The 18,520-nt window shown below is 54.2% G+C and carries 18 protein-coding genes and 2 pseudogenes; 3 read left to right on the forward strand and 17 right to left on the reverse strand.

The window, feature by feature from the left end:
• Positions 1-289: 289 nt before the first annotated feature.
• The 17 genes and pseudogenes from QZ869_RS17185 to tssH all read right to left on the reverse strand — a co-directional run bounded on the left by QZ869_RS17185 (position 290) and on the right by tssH (position 15,061).
• Entirely contained in the window at positions 290-736 is a 447-nt protein-coding gene (locus QZ869_RS17185; RefSeq protein ID WP_296106167.1) for a hypothetical protein, read from the reverse strand.
• Between the two features lie 450 nt (positions 737-1,186).
• Complete coding sequence (locus QZ869_RS17190; protein WP_296106169.1) at positions 1,187-1,810, reverse strand: suppressor of fused domain protein; 624 nt, start codon at positions 1,808-1,810, stop codon at positions 1,187-1,189.
• 80 nt (positions 1,811-1,890) lie between these two features.
• Positions 1,891-2,358: a hypothetical protein gene (locus tag QZ869_RS17195; RefSeq protein ID WP_296106171.1), complete on the reverse strand. Its 468-nt coding sequence runs from the start codon at positions 2,356-2,358 to the stop codon at positions 1,891-1,893.
• Between the two features lie 87 nt (positions 2,359-2,445).
• The gene (locus tag QZ869_RS17200) at positions 2,446-3,006 is read right to left on the reverse strand and encodes a hypothetical protein (RefSeq protein WP_296106173.1); all 561 of its coding nucleotides are present in this window, start codon (positions 3,004-3,006) and stop codon (positions 2,446-2,448) included.
• 159 nt (positions 3,007-3,165) lie between these two features.
• On the reverse strand, positions 3,166-4,281 hold the full coding sequence (locus QZ869_RS17205; protein ID WP_296106174.1) for a hypothetical protein: 1,116 nt from the start codon (positions 4,279-4,281) through the stop codon (positions 3,166-3,168).
• A gap of 81 nt (positions 4,282-4,362) precedes the next feature.
• A complete protein-coding gene (locus QZ869_RS17210; protein WP_296106176.1) occupies positions 4,363-4,794 on the reverse strand; it encodes a hypothetical protein in 432 nt (143 codons plus the stop codon).
• Between the two features lie 101 nt (positions 4,795-4,895).
• Positions 4,896-5,348 (reverse strand): hypothetical protein, encoded by a 453-nt coding sequence (locus QZ869_RS17215; RefSeq protein ID WP_296106179.1) that lies wholly within the window; start codon positions 5,346-5,348, stop codon positions 4,896-4,898.
• An 85-nt stretch (positions 5,349-5,433) separates the two neighbouring features.
• Positions 5,434-6,515 (reverse strand): annotated as a pseudogene (locus QZ869_RS17220) (IS66 family transposase); the annotation flags it as partial.
• A pseudogene (locus tag QZ869_RS17225) lies at positions 6,505-6,696 on the reverse strand (phage late control D family protein); the annotation flags it as partial. The pseudogenes QZ869_RS17225 and QZ869_RS17220, both read right to left, overlap by 11 nt.
• A 63-nt stretch (positions 6,697-6,759) precedes the next feature.
• Positions 6,760-7,065 (reverse strand): PAAR domain-containing protein, encoded by a 306-nt coding sequence (locus QZ869_RS17230; RefSeq protein WP_296106579.1) that lies wholly within the window; start codon positions 7,063-7,065, stop codon positions 6,760-6,762.
• A 70-nt stretch (positions 7,066-7,135) separates the two neighbouring features.
• Complete coding sequence (locus tag QZ869_RS17235; RefSeq protein ID WP_296106181.1) at positions 7,136-7,675, reverse strand: GNAT family N-acetyltransferase; 540 nt, start codon at positions 7,673-7,675, stop codon at positions 7,136-7,138.
• 6 nt (positions 7,676-7,681) lie between these two features.
• Complete coding sequence (locus QZ869_RS17240) at positions 7,682-8,305, reverse strand: hypothetical protein (RefSeq protein ID WP_296106183.1); 624 nt, start codon at positions 8,303-8,305, stop codon at positions 7,682-7,684.
• A gap of 671 nt (positions 8,306-8,976) precedes the next feature.
• Positions 8,977-9,978 carry a DUF4123 domain-containing protein gene (locus tag QZ869_RS17245; protein WP_367115337.1) on the reverse strand — a complete coding sequence of 334 codons (1,002 nt, stop codon included), beginning with the start codon at positions 9,976-9,978 and terminating at the stop codon, positions 8,977-8,979.
• A 5-nt stretch (positions 9,979-9,983) separates the two neighbouring features.
• Positions 9,984-11,081 carry a contractile injection system protein, VgrG/Pvc8 family gene (locus tag QZ869_RS17255; RefSeq protein ID WP_296106187.1) on the reverse strand — a complete coding sequence of 366 codons (1,098 nt, stop codon included), beginning with the start codon at positions 11,079-11,081 and terminating at the stop codon, positions 9,984-9,986.
• Positions 11,082-11,250: 169 nt separating this feature from the next.
• Positions 11,251-11,751, reverse strand: a complete 501-nt coding sequence (locus QZ869_RS17260) for a hypothetical protein (RefSeq protein WP_296083854.1) — start codon at positions 11,749-11,751, stop codon at positions 11,251-11,253.
• Between the two features lie 125 nt (positions 11,752-11,876).
• On the reverse strand, positions 11,877-12,353 hold the full coding sequence (locus tag QZ869_RS17265; protein WP_296014167.1) for an Hcp family type VI secretion system effector: 477 nt from the start codon (positions 12,351-12,353) through the stop codon (positions 11,877-11,879).
• A 44-nt stretch (positions 12,354-12,397) separates the two neighbouring features.
• Positions 12,398-15,061: a type VI secretion system ATPase TssH gene (gene tssH / locus QZ869_RS17270; protein WP_296106189.1), complete on the reverse strand. Its 2,664-nt coding sequence runs from the start codon at positions 15,059-15,061 to the stop codon at positions 12,398-12,400.
• A gap of 231 nt (positions 15,062-15,292) precedes the next feature.
• On the opposite strand from tssH, the gene tssA reads away from it, so the two are divergent.
• From tssA to tssC, 3 genes are all read left to right on the forward strand, one after another.
• Positions 15,293-16,354 (forward strand): type VI secretion system protein TssA, encoded by a 1,062-nt coding sequence (tssA, locus tag QZ869_RS17275; protein WP_296037854.1) that lies wholly within the window; start codon positions 15,293-15,295, stop codon positions 16,352-16,354.
• A 63-nt stretch (positions 16,355-16,417) separates the two neighbouring features.
• On the forward strand, positions 16,418-16,927 hold the full coding sequence (tssB, locus tag QZ869_RS17280; protein WP_296014162.1) for a type VI secretion system contractile sheath small subunit: 510 nt from the start codon (positions 16,418-16,420) through the stop codon (positions 16,925-16,927).
• Positions 16,928-17,018: 91 nt separating this feature from the next.
• The gene (gene tssC / locus QZ869_RS17285; RefSeq protein ID WP_296037851.1) at positions 17,019-18,500 is read left to right on the forward strand and encodes a type VI secretion system contractile sheath large subunit; all 1,482 of its coding nucleotides are present in this window, start codon (positions 17,019-17,021) and stop codon (positions 18,498-18,500) included.
• Positions 18,501-18,520: the final 20 nt, after the last annotated feature.

Genomic DNA, 18,520 nt, shown 5'->3' on the forward strand with positions numbered 1-18,520 from the left:
TCTCCTGAATTTGTGGGCTAGGAATATCCCGCCACGGAGCCGGTGGGTCGTCAGCGTTGGGGAGCGAGCTAACTCTCGATATGTACGGCTTGGTGGTCAGCCGCTCGGTAGTCTTCCCCTTTCATGCGAATGATTACCATCACCTATACACCACCGTGCTCAACCGGGGTCATAACCTCATTTAGCGATCTTAGATGACAATAGAGATTACGAGTTCCCGCCGAGCAGGACCAAGCAGTTCCAGGACCCTACACACTCGCAGTTCGGGAGAGAATAATTAAATCAACCCTCACGTGAAGCTAATGCCCTCAAAATCTTCCAACTTGCCGTTCCACGTGCCCCGTGCGGACGCAGTCACCGAATGTCCTGTGCGGGGGCCTTGATCCAGACGTCCAGTGGTCAAACCGAGTTTGTCAAAAACAACAATACCAACAGACAATTTCGCATCGCCATTCAGTTTCCCCAATCGACGAAGGACCTCCAGCCCATCCGACTTGAAAATATCGATTCCCTGAAATGTTACTGATTCTAGATCGTAAAACGCTTCAATTTCCCTGACTCGGTTTTCGTTGTACCGCACGATCGGTGTCCTGTTGGCACGAAACTCGTTGAAGGAGCCAGATCGCAATCCTCGCCTGGATCGATCGGGAGGACCGACGACATCTGCTACTTCGTTCGGCGTCATTCCGAATCTGATAGCTCCTATGCCTTCAAAGGAAACGATTTCCCAATCCATCTTCGTCTCGTACTTTTTTTACCGGGTAGCCAACCATGATCTCTCAAACAATTATAGTATGCGAGAAGCCCGCGGGTTGCCTCGTTATATTTCGTTATGTCGCCACCTTCTTCTGCATTTCTTCTAACGTCCCGTATGTCCCTCACCAACAAACATACGGTCTAGTGTTACCACCAAAACTGGCAGTTAGAAGGCTGTCAGCGCAAGACGGCCTTCACCGTGGGCTTACCGCGAAGCCATTCACGTTGGCTTCGAAGATTCTGATCAACTGTACTCACACGTGCGTAACCGATGCGGGCCATATGTAACCTCCTGCTTAAGGGTCATGGCTACAATATCACAAATAGGCCGTGTCAACTCAGATGTTACTTAGCTGCTCACTTCAGCCAGCATGCCACGAAGGGGTACACCCTCGCGTAGGCAGGCAACCTTTTATATTTCCTACGCACATCAAAAAATTGATGCTCGTTTCAAGTTGAACCAATCGACGTCGTTCTCCTCGAATGCCTCTTCTAACTTTTCAGTTGAATTCTCCCGCGCAAACTGAACCTCAGCTGAAGAAACTGGAACGGGAGAAAGCCATGACACTTTCCGTTCACCAAAGCTTTCAGTTGAGAACCCATCGAATCCAAAAGGCGTGGTGAAGTAGAGATGCTGCATATCGCCGAATTTGCCGAAGCGGGAAACTGCATTGTTTAAAAAAGTGCCGGGCGCACAAAACCATTTTTGCTTTATTATCGTCCGAGCAGAGAAGAAAATCATTTGTTCGAACTCGTCGGCTTGACCTGTTTCGCAAGCACCGACAAGTTCTAGGCGAGTATCAGAATACACACTCCCATCGGAGGCATACAGTGGATAATTAGAAATGCCGTTGGTGGCGAACGCGGTAAGTTGAGGAGAAGGACTATCACTGACCCGCCCAATAGCGACATATACGGGATCTGTCGGCTCATCCCTGTGAATAAAGAACTTTGGACGTTTGCCCAAGCTTGTCTCTAGATACTTCGCGATAAGTTTCTCTTCTTGCGAAATTTGTGGCAGATTCAAAGCCTTAGTCTCCATGATGTAGGTCATCAGGTGCTTACGCCGGTCGCCTAGGGGAACCGCATGCTTAGTCCAGAAAAGAGAGCGTGCCAGGTCCTATCCTAAAGTGTCTATCGCTCTAGCAGGGCAGCTGGAATGTCGATGGCAATCCAGTCTGCTCCATCAAAAATCTGAACACCGTGCTTTCTGTCAAAGTAGTAGAGCGTGTTTCCAACTGTTTGTATTCTGAGCGGGTTGGGGACGTTCTTGTTGATGGTCGGATCGAGTGTCGGTTTGAGCGGCGACATGATATGCCCGTCAGAGGAATGTAGTGCATAATCCGATGCAAGAATCATCCTGCCCCCAAAGCATGTAATGGACCTCAGGTCTTCATCGTCTCCCTTGAAGGACACGTCTCTGAATCCTCGGTCAGCATTGCCCTCCAAGGTTACACTGTTTTCACCGACCGCCCAAACTTTGTCGGGAGCATCTACAAAAACGTCGGAAAGCACCGCTGGCTGGGGGTAGTGCTGTCCATCTCGCGGCGTGGCTGCCACTTTCCAGTGCGCACCGTTCCAGTGATAGAGCCGCCCCTCCATAACCTTCGTCTCGCCTTCCGCCGCGTGGTGGATACCGAGCGCTTCGTCCGTGCGTCCTAGGTCGAAGAGTTCCGCCGCCCGTTCTTCCTATTCCTCGGTCAATTTCCGTCCCGATTGCTTGGGTATGCAGGTAACCGTCATGTAGACGTCATCGAGGGACAAACCCGCCACTGCGCCGAACACGAGATGGTCAAAGTCATCATCGGGCAGCGGCAGCTTTTCCCGGTTGAACCACGTCCAACGACCATCTTTTCGGATGTATAGCTGGGAATTGTGTCCAGTTATCAGCGAAGTATTACCAATCGAAACGATACGGTTCGTGTATCCAAGCCCGGCGGCATCCTCGCCGTAAACGCCCGTTCCCTCGACCTTACTGTGTTGAGGCGCCGCACCAGCCGAGAGATCGTATACATCTCCCTCGTCGCTTTTTATGAAGATAACAGGCTTTCCGTCCTCATCGATCCAGCCCGTTACGCTATCAATGATGCGCGGGATGTCGAACCTTGTCCAAGGCTCCTCATAGTCGCCTTCGTAAACCAGAATAATCGAATACATCTTATCATATTCCGCGTCAATGAACGCGACCCAGAATTTCTTTTCCGACAATGCCATGGCAGCAGTCAAACTGAGGTTCGCCAGAGCATTCATTTGTCTCTCTCTGCTCATTTAGACAGGGGCCAGGAAAGGCTTTTCCGGCCGGTGGACTGTTTCGCAAAAGATCCAGGACCATCGCTTCTCTCAGAGATAGCGAATGTTTCATTGCAGATCCGGCTTTATGACATCGGAGGCTCGCGAGGCGGGATAATATCACGGTCGACCACGAGAAAGACCCTTGAAATGACGTTCAAGCAATTCTGGCGGAAGCTCGAACCACTCCCACCTCGCCCCGTCCCAACGAGCCACTCCATGTTTGCGGTCAAAGTATACCAGCGTGCTGCAAAAAGCTTGGATTTTCAGTGGAGTAGGAACATTATTATTTATCGACTGAGAGTTTAATCTCGGCTTTATCACGTTAAGCTTATGCTCATCGAAGCGCCGGAGCCCGTCGTCGGCTGCTAGGTATAATGTCGAATTTAGTCTCGCTGCGCTGAACAATGTTTCAGTGTCTCCGTAGAAACCAACCTTCTCAAATTCTCCGCGGTAATTCCCCTTTAGAATGAGACCTGACACGCCTAGCAGCCAAATCGCGCCGTCTGGTTCGCTGTAGATACCGGAGATCACGCAGTCCTCTGGAACAGCGAGACGTGAGAATTCGCTCTTATCATGAAGATAGACGCTCTGGATGCGTGGCTTCGCGCTTCGCTCCGCCTGATCTTCGTCCATCATTGCGAGAAATTGTTCGGCCGTCATGTTCTCCCATCGCTTTGGATTGAGGTCCTCAGCCGTTGTTTCGGAATGCGACCGTTGGAAACCGACTATTAGTAGACGGCCGTCGACCAAGGCGGCATGTGCGAAATGCTCCGCCTCATAACCGGGCGAGCGTGATGCGTCTGCGGATAATCTTTCCCAGTCACCCAGCCCATCCCGCTGGTACAATTGGCGGCTGTCGCCGACGACGTATTGGCGACTACCGTTCACCACCAACGCATGCACAGCACCTAAGCCTTCCGCGTCTTCGCTAAGAACACCAGCACCGGGTATCTTGGAATGTTCCGCCCAGTCGTCTTTCACGACATAGACATCCCCCTCACTGCTAAGCGCGACAGGAGAGATACCTTCGGAGCCAGCGATATCCATGTAAGAGACATCTACGATTTCACGGTGGACATCCACTCGGCTCCAGGGTTGAGAAAATTGTCCGTCATAGGAGATGATTGCCGTAAATGGATCATCGTATTCGAGTTCGCCGATGCAAATGGTGAAATGATCTGCGTCGCGCGCGGCAGCTGCTTGCAAAGTTGCATTCCATTCGTTGTCAAACATCAATAATGGCCTCTTCTTAGAACTTTCTCTGCCTCACCGCTCGGCAATGGTCTCTCCTTGCCCTCCAGGATTACACCGCTTTCACCGACCACCCAAACTTTGTCGTGAGCCTCCACGGAAACGTCGGAAAGCACCGCTGGCCCGGGGGTAGTGCTGTCCATCTCGCGGCGTGGCTGTCATTTTCCAATGCGCGCCGTTCCAGTGATAGAGCCGACCCTTCATAACTTTCGTCTCGCCTTCCGCCGCGTGGTGGATGGCAAACGCCTCATCCGGGCGTCCCAACTCAAACAGCTCCGCTGGGCGTTCCTCCTGCTCTTCAGTTAATTTCCTGCCCAATGGTTTGGGTACGCAGGTAACCGTCATGTAGTCGTCATCACGGTATGGTCCCGCTACTGTGCCGAACACGAGATGGTCAAATTCATCATCGGGGAGCGGGAGATTTTCCCGGTTGAACCAGTTCCATTGATCGTCTTCCCGGATGTATGGCTGTGAATTATGTCCGGTCACCAGCAAAGTGCCGCCAATCGGTAAGCGGTGATTTCCCCGCACATTTACCAAGCGTGATAGACAATTCCGAAGAATCCCGCTGCGACATTGAAGGCAAGAATGCGCCATTAGCGGTCATTGAAGCTGATGCTCTTGAAGTCAGCGGTCTTGCCGTCCCAGGTGCCGGACGTAAAGGCGGTTACCGAATGCCCTGTGGGCGGATCTTCATCCAGGCGACCCGCCGTTAAGCCGAGCTTGTCGAACGGTATGATACCAGCAGAAATCGCAGCTCCCCCATTTAGCTGCTCCAATGCGCGGAGTACCTTTAATCCGTTCGTTTCGAAAATTGATATTCCTCGAAACATAACTACCCCAATGTCGTAGAAGGCTTCGATCTCGCGAACGCGGTTTCCTCGATAACGCACGATTGGCGCTTTGGTACCGCGATGTTCACTGAACGTATCAGACCGAAGGCCTCGTCTCGACCGGTCTGGTGTTCCGATATGTGTGGCGACATCCTCTGGAGTCATGCCGAATTGTATGGGCCCAATTCCCGAGAAAGAGTGGATAAGCCATGTCATATCAGTCTTCTCCATAATCAATTGAGAAATTAGAGGATTCGCAAAGTTGAGCAACCTCACTGACCGCTTTGGGCCGAAGCGGACTTCAACCGTTTGTTCGCCCGGAATAATTCCAAGGTAGCAGTTCATCGATCCGGCTCTGCTTGTGCCCGTTGACAATGGCGGTGAAGGTGGCAGTCAGGTAGGCCAAAGGATCAACCGAATTGAGCTTGCACGTTTCGATAAGCGATGCGATAGTGGCCCAGGTCTCAGCTCCAGCATCGTGGCCCGCAAAGAGCGCGTTCTTGCGGTTCAGGGCTATCGGCCGGATGGTGCGCTCGACGCTGTTGTTATCCATCTCGATACGGCCATCAGTCAGGAAGAACTTCAGACCATCCCAATATTTGCGATGTAGGCCAAAGCCTCGCCGAGAGGGGATTTGGTCGCTACGCAGGCACGGTGGTGGACGAGCCAGGTCTGCATGTCAGCGATCAGAGGGGCGGAACGTTCCTGTCGCCCCGCAAGGCGAGCCTCTGGATCGAGGCCACGCAGTTCGGCCTCGATGCGATACAGCTCACCGATCCGTTTGACGCCGTCCTCGGCAATCGGTGCTGCGCCGTTGCGGGTAATCTCGACCAGTTTGCGCCGCGCATGGGCCCAACAATAGGCAAGCTGAATGTCTGATCCGACACGGTCAGGAGCGATCAGCCTGTTGTATCCGGCATAGCCATCCACTTGCAGGATGCCAGAGAATCGCTGTAATATCCGTTCGGCATGAAGACCTCCGCGACCGGGAGCGTAGGTAAAGGCGACACCTGGCGTAGCACTGCCACTCCACGGCCGGTCATCCCGCGCCAGCGCCCAGAGGTATCCGGTCTTGGTCTTGCGCGAACCGGGATCAAGCACCGGGGCACGGGTCTCGTCCATGAACAGCTTGGTTGAGCGCTTCAGGTCGGCGATCAACGCATAGAAGACGGGCCGCAGTTCATAGGCTGCCCAACCGACCCAATCGGCCAGCGTGGAACGGTCGATATCAATGCCTTGGCGGCTCATGATCTGGGCCTGCCGATAGAGCGGTAGATGATCGGCATATTTGGAAACCAGCACGTGGGCGACGGTCGCTTCCGTCGGCAGCCCTGCCTGGATCAGCCGTGCTGGTGCCGGAGCTTGAACGACTCCGTCTGTGCAGATAGTCGAGGTCAGTTTCGTTCCATTGCACGCTGTAGTGCTGTAGGGGCGGTTGCGTGATGATGCCGGATGTGTCGGGTGCTGGAATGCCATGTTCGGAAAACAGCGTCTCGGCAATCTCTATCACCGTTTTGTCCATCCAGATGCGGCAGTCGGAGCGGCGGGACAAAAGCCACATTCGCAGGTGAAGTAAGGTAAATATGCTTTTGCTCACAGACCGCGGCGTAGGTGGAGATAATCGCTTCTACTCAAACGTCAGCCAGGAAACACCCTGCACTAATTTTCCTCCGTGAGCGCAGGAGTCACCAAGTCGAGCAATCTTTTTTCCTTCAATGTTTGCCACCGAAGAACCCTCCGTGATTTTATCAGAGGTTGTTGGCACGCCCGTGCACAGTAAACTGTCTCCGACAGTGGCAATCGGCACTCCCTCGACTGTAACGAAGCTTTGCTGACTAGAGACAACAGGTCCTCCAACATGCGGTTTTGGCCCAGGATCGACCATTGGACAAACATGCATATGGCCCTTAAGGGAAACTGAGCGGCCAACCATTATGAATACCTCTTTTTCACCTACGTACTCATTCAATCTCGAGTCTACGTCACCACCGCCTTCACATCATTCATCTTGCCCGGCCGTTCTGTCGCATGAGAACACAGTCTCGCCGTTCTGACGAAACAAGCGGATGTATTCTGTGATGCGGCAGCATTCTTTCGACGTGAAAGTCGACCTTTTCAAGCAGACGGATTAAAGGTGCCACCTTTGCGTCGATCAGTGTCCATGCTTTTGTTAGACCAAGCTCAGAAATCAGCCCGCGCATGATCTCTTCTGAGAAACCCTGGCCTGAAAAATCATTCATTAAAGCGCCGCCAAGTTCTTCGTCTGGGCCGATGTTCACGAATCCGATAGGCTCATCCACTACTTCTTTTCGTGCAACGACGTAAGTAATCAAGCCCTTGTCCCAGCTCTCGTCCCACTCAACGATTATGTGCTTGACGTCAGTCAATGTGCCAGTGAACGGGACGGGGCTGTAACGGAAAAGCTCCGGATCCGTAAGCATGACGTAAAGTCTGTAAGCGTCGCTCAGAACAGGCCGCCGAAGTATGAGCCTAGTGGTAGCGATTTTGTCAGGGCCTCTCTGCTTGGCCAAATATTTCGACATGCCTTACTACTCCAAAACTGAGTGAACGATAAATCGCTCCATCTCTTCCTCGGGGAGATATGGCTTCTCGCGCAAGATTACAGTACGGCCCTGGAAACGCTCATCACCGTCGCTAAGCGTTCGCACACCTGCCGCCTTTTCTGTAACGCAGAAGCCATCAGTCGAAATGGCAAGCTCATCGAATGCAGCTTCCGTGTTGGCATACCTGCCCGGTCTGCCGTTAAGACGCTCCAGCACCGCCAAAGCCTCCAGCGCTCCCACTGCTAGCAAGTCGACTCCATCAAGAAATATAGGTCGCTGCCCAATAGCGGGCATTATCTCGACTAAACGCTCAGCTTCATATCTGAGAATAAGGCCCGGGTTGCCCCGCGTTTCCGTGACGCTATCCGAAGATGGGCCAACCTGAGCATATGCGGCTATGAAAGCCTGCTTCTCTTCCTCGCTCATTGCTCCGCCAAATTGCTCTAACGTGTCTTTCAAAAGTTTGTCAGAAGCCCGGTCGCTACCGCGACCCGCAATCGCGCCATAAGTTTTCGACCAAACGTCAACTTCCGCTGGAGACATACCAAATTTGAGCTGACCCAGTCCTTCGCGTGGAAAAATCTTCCAATCATCCCCTGCCGTAATCATGATCCGTTCCTATTTCATTATTCCGTTTCGTTTAAGGCACTCGGCATACGCCGTCGCCTCCGCTATGGCCGAGTCGTATTTTGTTGGGTCGCCCTGCAACGTTGCCACTCTACGGGCGTCAACGACGTCAGCCATGAAGGCAGCGTAGGTCTGGCCGCGCGAAAGAAGGCCGCGTTGCAGCGCGTAGCTTGGTCCATGAACGCGGCCACCATACGAAGCGGTGAGGCGATGATCAACCGGATCCATTTGTATCGCTGGCCCCACAGGTCTGGGCAAAGGTGATTTTGAATCTGCTGGCATATGGTGGCTGTCTAATCCATCTCCCACCGTCTCGGGAGTATCAGTCATGCAGCCGTGAGCTCCGCCGCGGTAGGCGCTGCCAGGAGCTCCACAGGCAAGATAAGCGCAGAGATTTTGGGCGCAGCGAGCGCAAGTTACGGTTCGAGTTGCAGGTACTGCCTGATCCTCTGACTGAGCTTCCGACTGGGCGTTTGACATTGCTCCGCTGACGCCGTTAACGATGTCATCGCCATAGACGATTGCTCCTGTCGTTACTACGGCCCCTCCGAGTAACCATGCGGCGGTGCCTGCGGAAATAGTCGCTCCGCCTGCTGCGGCCGTTCCTCCACCAGCGAGCGCGAGCCCGCCTCCAACTGCCAACAAGGGAGGCATCAGTCAGCTCTCCTATGGACGCGAACAACGCTCTTCGTCTTATTAAATAGCACTGCAAAATTTTGGTCAGGAGTATCTGGACCAGATCGAATATAGGCTCGCACCTCAGGCGCCTGACCGCTTTTCTCATCAGAAATCAACATCATGAACGCCCATAGTTTCCGAGAGTACTCTAGCCTCAATCCAAGTTCCTCCGCTTCAGTATCCTGCCGCCGCACAAGGTCGCGCAATTCGTTGTCACTCTTTGTAACGGTAAAATCCGGCGCAACCTTCCGCAGGTAAGCCACGCGTTTGCCCGCGACTGCTTCCCGACGTTGATGCTCAATTTCATCAATATTTCTCATGTTGAAAGTCAGAAAACCCCTAGGCGCAGACGCGGCATCACCCTTGCGGCTGGCTCGCATTATACTGTCGCCCCACTCCTCATCCGGTTGGAAGATGATCGCGTCTGCTGGGCCAAGGAGACGAAGATACTGACCTCGGCTGAGTGTGGGTATAATTTGAGCCATTACGTTAGGGTCGCTATGGCGCAGGATGACCCTCTTCAGGTGACCGTGCGGGGCTACGGATTCATCCGCGTTAGGGCGTGGATCGACCTCATAGCTTTTGCCTTGATCCACTTGTGCATGTCTTGGAAACAGCACTACGTTGATTTTTCTCAAATGGTGATAAAGCTTCTCACCACCAGCTGCGCATTCCCAAAAAACGCAAGCGTGCTTACCTTTGATCAAGTCGATCAGTCGATCCAGTGAGGCTTGTCTAATTGGCCTGTTCACTGTTTGGGAAGCTGCATGACGCCCTCGGTCAAGCCACACCAATTGCGGGGCGCGCCGGTCTTGATCTTGGCCACCTCGCGAGGACGCGCGGTAGAGAGATCGATGAAATAGATCTCCATCAGACAGCGTTGTTGGAAGATCGGGAAATTGTGCACCATCAAGGACTGCAAACAATGGCCTTTGCGACCGCTGCAAAACCTCTTGAAGTTTAGACAAATCATCCATCGTGACTAACCAACAAACGGAGTTGAAGTTACCGTCATATTTCGTAAGCAAGAGGGAGCTTCACCCGGTCCGCCTTTCCTGAAGTTGATCTGGTTGCCCTCGATATCGATCTTCAGCGCGAAGAGTTTGATGCCGCTTTTCGTAAGGGAGATGTAACCACCCGGCGTGGAAAGCCGGATTTCGTCATCCCCGAAAATCTCCCAAACCTTCGCTTCACCGTGGTACTTTTCCTCCGACACGAGATTGTAGAGCTTGCCGACATTGACGGTAATCTTCTCACCAACACGCGTGTACTGGCCTTTTCCAACCTCGACATACTGTTCATTGCCGATGGTAAGGTTTTGCTGCTTTCCCACCTGCCTAACTTCGGTCTGGCCGATGTTGGTCACCTTGCTGACGCGCGCCCAGTCATTGATGTGGTTGCGGTCCGAAGAGCCCTGCGCCAGTCTCACCCTGCCTTCGCCTTGAGCGGAGGATGAAGGCCCAAGCCAGCCATTGGCGCTGTCGGCAATATGCAGCTTGTGGGAGCCGTCTTCATGGCTGAACCAGTAGAAGAGCCCATCTTCCTCGAAGCGGCGCAGGAGATAGTCGAGGTCAGTTTCGTTCCATTGCACGCTGTAGTGCTGTGGGGGCGGTGGCGTGATGATGCCGGATGTGTCGGGTGCTGGAATGCCATGTTCGGAAAACAATGTCTCGGCAATCTCAACCACCGTCTTGTCCATCCAGATGCGGCAGTCGGAGCGGCGGGACAAAAGCCACATTTGCGGGCGGATGGTCATGGCGTAAGACCGAAGGCCGCGAGTGATGGGCGGGCCTTCATGTAACTCCGTCACCAGACCGTTGAAGGGGCGACGCACGCCGCTGCCCGCTTCGCCATCACCCTGGCTTACCTCTACAGAGACATCAACCAGACGACCGATCAGCTCTTCAGGCTTCACCGCTTCCTTCTTGGCACGGACGCTGAGTTGAATCTCGAAGAGATGCGACACGCCCTCTTGGATCACCATGCGTTCGGGAAGAAGCTGGTCTTCTCCCAACGGCGACTTGACCTTCAGAACACGGCTCGCCTGAATGAAATCAGACGATGAGGGTTGGTCGGTCATGGTCTATCTCCGCAATCTATCAAATGAGAAGCGACACGCATGGATTATGGCTTTCACTACTGCTTTTTGCGAAGCAAAGCGGCTAGACCCTGCTTCGAATATTCGCACCTGGCTATCCGCCCGAGGAAACGAACTCGATCAAGTGGCACGACGTCGGTTTGGGCGTTCGTCACCGACGCTCTCCAACCAGATAGGCGTATTTGAATTTGGTCGCGTAGTTGGGAACGGCATCGGCCTTCGGCCCGAACATCACGTCAGGCGTCAGAACGGTGCCAATCTCTTTTGCGCTCGGCGCGGTACCGAGCAGGTATATGTCTCGCGACAAGAACATTTGATTGCCGAAAGAGTTGGCGACAGCGTAGTTTACCTGCAAAGCAAAAGCGCTGTGCCCATGCTGCAGCAACGCCTGGCCAATCTTCGCTTCATGGGCCTGTAGCCACTTCCGCAACCAGACGGAAACGGAGTGTTCGTTCAGAGCGGCCGCAGCCTGGCTGAAAACCGCAGCCGCAGCGCCGCCAACTGCGGCCCGCTGGTTGAACTGTCTGGGGCCATCCGGAAGAGTCATATAGGAAAGGTCTGGTCCCCTACCCATTTTTTGAGGGGCCACGACTTCGTCCTGTCGCACCGGGCGAACAGTAAAATTATCAGTAGAAACGGAAAAATTGGGCATTCAAGACGCCTTCCATGATGGACGATACAACCAGCATACGCGGCCCCGTGAGCACTTGAGCACCATCGGTCCGCAAAGCCCGGGATAGGTAATCCGGTGCCCGTGGGGGCACCGGATCAACATCATCAGGCGGCCTTGGTCGTCGCCAGATCGTAAGAGGCGATCATTGGAGACTGAGGCGTGTTGTTTTCATCTGCAGGAGTGTACTTCACTTCGATCTTGGTGAAGTTCAGCTTAATCGTCTCGACGGGACGGTCGCCACTGGAATCGACCGAATAGCTGGCGATCAGCGTGTTGGTCAGAAGATACTGGATATAGGTGTTGCCGGGATCGCCGGTGGTGACCAGGTGGATGGTCGCAGTTTTCCCCTGTCGGCCAGAGCACGCTTCCTGGAAAAGCTTTGTGGAGGAGGAGTCGCTGACTTTCGTGAGAATGACTTCCGAGATAGTTGGCTCGGATGCCTCACGATTTGCTGCAGAACCAGCAGCGGTGTTCATGTTTCGCGTCACATTCCAGTGGATTGCTTCGATGTCCATCCACTTGCGATGTTCCTGATGAGTCGCATCACCCTGAATACCGTCCAACTGCAGATAAATTGGCATGCTGTAAGCTCCTGTTTTAAACGACCTCTTGCTCCGAGGCCCCGTTACCTTTCGACCTGACGCCGCACACGCCGGGTTGCCCCTTTGGATGCGACAACTTCATCCACCCCGGTATCTGCCGGAGCGAAATCGCCTTTTTCCCCAGCCGCTTCGGCGCGAACGCCGAACCGCGTGCCATCAAAATTGACAGTGACCTTGCCAACGGTTTCGCCGGCGACAACACTCTCAAGGAAGAAGCTTGAAAGAGGTGGCAGAAGATCCTTGCCCATCATGATTTCGATTGCGCGTGCCCCGATGTCGCTGGAGCCCGCCTTGTTGACCAGTGCTGCCCGCGCCTCATCGGAAAGCGAAAGCTCTGCTCCGTAGGTAGCCTTCACGCGATCGCCGATTTTTTCGATCTGAATATCGACAATCCTGGAAAGCTGTTCAGTGCCAAGCGGCATGAATGGGAGAATGATCGTGCGGCCAAGGAAGGCCGGTTTGAACTGCTTCGTCAGTTCCGGCATCAACAGGGCTTCAAGCGCCTCGCCTTCCGGCATCGTGTCAGGGTCAGCGGCCAGTGCTGAGAGCAGATCCGAGCCCGTGTTGGCGGTAAGAACGATCGTGGTGTTCTTGAAGTCGATGTCGCGACCTTCACCATCGCGCAGAACACCCTTGTCGAACACCTGATAGAATATATCCTGGACGCCCGGATGCGCCTTGTCGATTTCGTCGAGCAGAAGCACGCCGAAGGGGCGCCGCCTAACGGCCTCCGTCAGCACACCTCCCTCGCCATACCCTACATAACCGGGAGGAGAGCCGAGCAGCAGCGAGACTTTGTGCTCCTCCTTGAATTCCGACATGTTGATGGTGGTGAGATGGTTGCTGCCGCCATAGAGAAGGTCGGCCAGCGATAGCGCCGTCTCGGTCTTGCCCGTACCGGACATGCCCACCAAAAAGAAAACCGCAGGCGGGCGACGTGGGTCGGAAAGGCCTGCGCGAGCAGCGCGCATGGCATCGGATATCCGTTCGATTGCAGCGTCCTGACCAATAACCCGTTGCTTCATCCGCTCGTCGAGTGTCCGAGCGCTCTCAATCTGGTCCGCGAGCAGTTTACCAAGCGGAATGCCGGTCCAGCGTGATACGACGGAGGCGATAACCTCCCTGTCCACCACGGTGGGAATAAGCTTTTCGGCATCAAGCTTTGAAGAGGCGACCCGCAGGGGCGCGACATTTGACTGGATCGGTTGATCGACGGCCTCTTCGGACGCCAGCAATTCGCGCATCTCTAGATCATAGCGCGCCTGCAAATCGTGTATCTCTGTTCCCAGAGACGAGATTTCGCCCTCTATGGCTGCCTGACGCGCAGCCACATCGTCACTGGCCGGTTCACGCTTCAACCATTCAAGTTCCGTGGCCAGAAGGCGCTGTTCGCTTGTCAACGCGCCAAGCTTCTGCGGTAATGTTTGCCGGGCAAGCGAAACAGCGGCGGCCGCCGTATCCAGCAGGCTGACCGCCTTGTCGGGAAGCTGCCGTGCCGGCAGATAGCGGGCCGAAAGCTGCACGGCCGCGACAATCGCGTCATCGCGAATGATCACGTTATGATGCTTGACGAATGTATCGGCCACACCTCTCAGCATCCGGATGGCTGTCGCTTCGTCCGGCTCACGAACATGGACGGGCTGGAAGCGCCGGGTCAAAGCGGCGTCCTTCTCAAAATATTTCTTGTATTCGCTCCATGTGGTCGCCGCGATCGTTCTCACTTCGCCGCGCGCAAGAGCGGGCTTGAGAATATTGGCGGCATCTCCTTGTCCGGCCGCGCCGCCAGCGCCAATCAAGCCATGGGCCTCATCAATGAACAGAATGATCGGCTCTACCGACCTTTTAACCGCGTCGATAACGCCATGCAGACGACGCTCGAATTCGCCTTTAACACCGGCACCAGCCTGAAGCAGGGAAAGATCGAGCGTCAGTAGCCGAACGTTCTTGAGTTTCTCCGGCACATTTCCCGAAACGATTTCGAGTGCCAGCGCCTCCGCCACAGCCGTCTTTCCAACACCCGCCTCGCCGACAAGAATAGGATTGTTCTGCCTGCGTCGGGTAAGAATATCGACAATCTGCCGGAGTTCGTCATCCCGGCCTATAACCGGATCAATGCGACCGGCTCGTGCGTCGACCGTCATATCCTGGGTGTAAAGACGTAAGAAATCGTTAGGCTCTGCCGATCGAACCGTCCCGTCGTTGGGCAGTTCTTCCCCGCCTGCCTCACTGCCACTTCCGGCGCTCCGCAGTCGCTGAAGAGCGTTTCGGTCCATGCTTTTCATCGATGGAAAAGTGGATCGAACGAGAGATCGAAGAGATTCCTCTTCGTCGAGCGAGAGAAGAAGATCACCAAGCACAACATGCTTACGGCCTGCCTCGAGAGAGGCAAGCAGCCAAGCCTCGCGGCCCGCAGAAAGCACGTTTTGCGACAGTGATAAATCCTCGCCATTGCCAACAATCGCGTCTTCCAAGCTCCTGTCGATCTCCGAACGCAAACGCTGCAGCGGAATGCCCAACTCGTTCAGGTCAGCAACAAAATTCTCAGATTCTACAACCGACTTCAGCCAGTGTGGAAGGTCAACGTAACGATGGCCCATCCGTACCGCAATGGATGCGGCGGCCTCCAAGGCGACCCGCAGCCCAGGCTCAAGCGCTCCGATGAGGCGATTGAGATCGATATGCGACATGCGAAGAGCCTCCCGGCCTTAATCAATTCACAACGTTGCGTAGTACAATTAAGATGATGAACCTGAGTTGTCTAGCCACAAGTTGATTTTTTTATTTAGTAACCGAAAAGGCACATGCCGCAATTTAGACACATTTTCAGGAAGTCTGTCTTAAGTCTGACAGTTGTATATCCTTACGTTACGGAATAAGGCGTCACAAAACTATTACATTTACTAGAGGAAAAACTGCATTTGGACGCGAAAACCGATAAAGCTATTGTAGAATTTTCAGGAGATTGCGGAGAAAACATTCGCGACAATGCTAGAACTCGTGAAATATATTACAAGATTAAGGACGAACGAAACCAAGCACGGACAGAAGAGCGGACGGCTTCGCCGCAGGAAGTTCTGAAAGTTTCGAGTAACTGGGAGAACGTCAACAATCTTGGATTGCATATTATATATTCCGAAAGTCGTGACGTTGAAATTCTAGCGTGGCTGGCGGAAGCAAAGTTGAGGCTTGAGGGTTTCGCTGGCCTTCATCAGGTTTACGAAATGTGCGAGGAGATTTTTCTCAACCATTGGGAAAAGATTTATTCGATTGACGACGAGAGCGAAGAGGACAAATTCGCGCCATTCGCTGGGTTGAACGGCGTCGGCAGCGAAGGATCGCTTGTCCAACCTCTCCGCCTCACATCTCTCATTCCCGGGAAAAAGTTTGGCGAAAACAGCCTCTGGGACTTTCAGTTAGCGCAGCGCCCGAATGAGACGGCACTTAAGGAAGACCTTTATCGCGCAGCGACGGAAGCCGGAAGTGCCGCCATGTCCTCTCATCTGGCGGAGGTGAATGCTTGTCTTTTGGCCTTCGACCGGGTGATGGCGCTTTTGACCGAGCGTTGCGGTCAATATGCACCTCCGAGCTCGAATATACGTAACGTGCTGATCGAAGCCTCAACCGCAATTCGCTCTCTCGGTGGCCGCGACTTAGATCAGCCTCACATCCGCGATGCCTCCCCTGCCCCGGTCGACGATCATACGTCCACACCAGCCACAACACGCCAATCCACTTCTCTCAACCCAGAGGGTATTCAATCCCGAGACGAGGCGTTTGAAACTCTTCTTTTGGTTGCGCGTTATTTCCGTCGAACTGAACCGCACTCACCTATTTCGTTGGCAATCGAAACATTGGTTCGCAGGGGGCGCATGGATTTCTCAGAACTGCTTGCAGAGCTTCTCCCCGAGGCCCAGGCCCGCAATGCTGTTCTCACCGCAGCTGGGATCAAACCCAGTGGTGACAATAACGCAAACCAGTAAGCCGGAGCGCAGATGCTGCGCTTTTCGCAATCAACCATGCGGATACGCATGAAGGAGGTCTAGATGGCAAGTGTTCATGAAAAGCTCGAACGGGTTCGCAAACCGCGCGTCCACATCAAGTATGAGGTCGAAACCGAAGGCGCGATGGTTGTTAAGGAGCTGCCTTTCGTTGTTGGGGTTCTTGGCGACTTTTCCGGCAACCCCACACAACCGCTGAAACCGTTCGGCGAGCGTAAGTTTGTCCAGGTGGATCGGGATAATTTTGACGAGGTCATGCGCCGCATGACGCCAGGCCTCAACATCGCGGTGCCTAACACGCTGGAGAAGGATGGAAGCGACATTCAGGTGAACCTGAAGTTCGAGAGCATGGAAGATTTCGAGCCAGGCTCTATCGTTCAGCAGGTGCCGGCGCTGAAGGCACTGCTGGATGCGAGGAACGAACTTCGCGATCTCCTGTCCAAGGCGGACCGCTCCGAAGATCTTGAGCGCATGCTGGAAGACATCCTTCAGAATAAGACCGATTTGGCCAAGCTGGTTTCCGAATTGAAGGAAAAGAACGGCGCTCCTCAGTAATCGCGCCCTGCCGAAACTTTCGAACAGCCCCACAGCCGGGGCTTTGAACGGTTCTAGCGGCAGAACTAGCCGCAATAGGAAGGATTGAAACATGAGCGCCGAAAGCCTGCTGAAAGGCGACACACAGGTCACGAGTACAGAAGACCAGGGTCTCTTGTCCAAGGTGGTTGCCGCCACGAGGCAAACTGAACCTGACCGTGCGCAAAATCTGCTGCGCACCCTGACGGACCAAGCCCTTAAGGGTACCGTCAAATACGACCGTAACCTGACAGTGACCCTGAACCGTGCCATTGCGGAGTTGGACAAGACAATTTCGGAGCAATTGGCTGCCATCATGCAGTCTGCGGAATTCGCCAAGCTTGAAGGCACATGGCGCGGATTGAACTATCTGGTCAAGAATTCCGAAACGAGCGTCAATCTCAAGATCCGCGTGATGAATGCGAGCAAACGGGAAATCTCGCGCGATCTCGAAAAGGCAGTCGAGTTCGACCAGTCCCGTCTCTTCAAGTCGATCTATGAAGATGAGTTCGGAACCCCGGGCGGAGAGCCGGTCGGCGCTATCATCGGTGACTACGAATTCGACAATTCCTTTGATGACGTCCAGACGCTCCAGGGCGTTTCCGCGATTGCGGCAGCGGCCTTCGCACCCTTCATCTCAGCCGCAAGCCCGCGCATGTTCGGCTTCGAAGACTATCGCGATCTCGCACGCCCCCGGGACCTGGAAAAGATTTTTGACACGGTGGAGTATGCAAAATGGCGCAGTTTTCGCGAAAGCGATGATTCCCGCTTCGTGACGCTGGCTTTGCCACGCGTGCTCGCGCGGATGCCCTATGGTCCCAAGACCAATCCTGTCGATGAATTCAATTACGACGAAACCAGGGGAGCGGCGAATGGCGATCTGAAGCACGATGAATATTGCTGGATGAACGCGGCTTACGTGATGGGCACCAAGCTTACTGACGCCTTTGCCAAGCACGGCTGGTGTACAGCTATCCGCGGCGCTGAAAATGGCGGCAAGGTCGAAAATCTCCCCATGCACGTCTTCTCCAGCGACGATGGCGATCTCGATCTAAAATGCCCAACAGAGGTGGGAATCACCGACCGCCGCGATGCCGAGCTCGGAAAACTCGGTTTTCTCCCACTCTGCCACTACAAGAATACGGATTACGCGGTATTCTTCGGCGCGCAGACAGCACATAAGCCGAAGCTGTACGACCGTCCGGAAGCAACTGCCAATGCCGCTGTTTCGGCTCGTCTGCCCTATATTATGGCGACGTCCCGCTTCGCGCATTACCTCAAGGTCATGGGACGCGACAAGATCGGCTCCTTCATGGAAGCGTCGGACTGTGAAGTCTGGCTCAATCGCTGGATCTCCAATTACGTCAATGCCAATGAGCAAGCGGGCGAAGAAAGCCGGGCGAAATATCCGTTGCGAGAAGCCAAGGTCACTGTTCAGGAAGTGCCGGGAAAGCCCGGTGCCTATAACGCAGTCGCATGGATGCGTCCGTGGTTGCAGATGGAAGAATTGACCACCTCGCTTCGTATGGTCGCTCGCATCCCATCCAAGAACTGAACCCTAGAAGGCGGGTGCGT

The sequence above is a fragment of the uncultured Agrobacterium sp. genome (genome assembly GCF_913777885.1).
Classification (GTDB): domain Bacteria; phylum Pseudomonadota; class Alphaproteobacteria; order Rhizobiales; family Rhizobiaceae; genus Agrobacterium.

Excerpts from the sequence above, each read along its gene's own strand:
- QZ869_RS17185 (WP_296106167.1), bottom strand. The coding sequence starts at position 736 with ATGGATTGGGAAATCGTTTCCTTTGAAGGCATAGGAGCTATCAGATTC.
- QZ869_RS17190 (WP_296106169.1), bottom strand. The coding sequence starts at position 1,810 with ATGACCTACATCATGGAGACTAAGGCTTTGAATCTGCCACAAATTTCG.
- QZ869_RS17195 (WP_296106171.1), bottom strand. The coding sequence starts at position 2,358 with ATGGAGGGGCGGCTCTATCACTGGAACGGTGCGCACTGGAAAGTGGCA.
- QZ869_RS17200 (WP_296106173.1), bottom strand. The coding sequence starts at position 3,006 with ATGAATGCTCTGGCGAACCTCAGTTTGACTGCTGCCATGGCATTGTCG.
- QZ869_RS17205 (WP_296106174.1), bottom strand. The coding sequence starts at position 4,281 with ATGTTTGACAACGAATGGAATGCAACTTTGCAAGCAGCTGCCGCGCGC.
- QZ869_RS17215 (WP_296106179.1), bottom strand. The coding sequence starts at position 5,348 with ATGACATGGCTTATCCACTCTTTCTCGGGAATTGGGCCCATACAATTC.
- QZ869_RS17230 (WP_296106579.1), bottom strand. The coding sequence starts at position 7,065 with ATGGTTGGCCGCTCAGTTTCCCTTAAGGGCCATATGCATGTTTGTCCA.
- QZ869_RS17235 (WP_296106181.1), bottom strand. The coding sequence starts at position 7,675 with ATGTCGAAATATTTGGCCAAGCAGAGAGGCCCTGACAAAATCGCTACC.
- QZ869_RS17240 (WP_296106183.1), bottom strand. The coding sequence starts at position 8,305 with ATGATTACGGCAGGGGATGATTGGAAGATTTTTCCACGCGAAGGACTG.
- QZ869_RS17245 (WP_367115337.1), bottom strand. The coding sequence starts at position 9,978 with ATGGATGATTTGTCTAAACTTCAAGAGGTTTTGCAGCGGTCGCAAAGG.
- QZ869_RS17255 (WP_296106187.1), bottom strand. The coding sequence starts at position 11,081 with ATGACCGACCAACCCTCATCGTCTGATTTCATTCAGGCGAGCCGTGTT.
- QZ869_RS17260 (WP_296083854.1), bottom strand. The coding sequence starts at position 11,751 with ATGCCCAATTTTTCCGTTTCTACTGATAATTTTACTGTTCGCCCGGTG.
- QZ869_RS17265 (WP_296014167.1), bottom strand. The coding sequence starts at position 12,353 with ATGCCAATTTATCTGCAGTTGGACGGTATTCAGGGTGATGCGACTCAT.
- tssH (WP_296106189.1), bottom strand. The coding sequence starts at position 15,061 with ATGTCGCATATCGATCTCAATCGCCTCATCGGAGCGCTTGAGCCTGGG.
- tssB (WP_296014162.1), top strand. The coding sequence starts at position 16,418 with ATGGCAAGTGTTCATGAAAAGCTCGAACGGGTTCGCAAACCGCGCGTC.
- tssC (WP_296037851.1), top strand. The coding sequence starts at position 17,019 with ATGAGCGCCGAAAGCCTGCTGAAAGGCGACACACAGGTCACGAGTACA.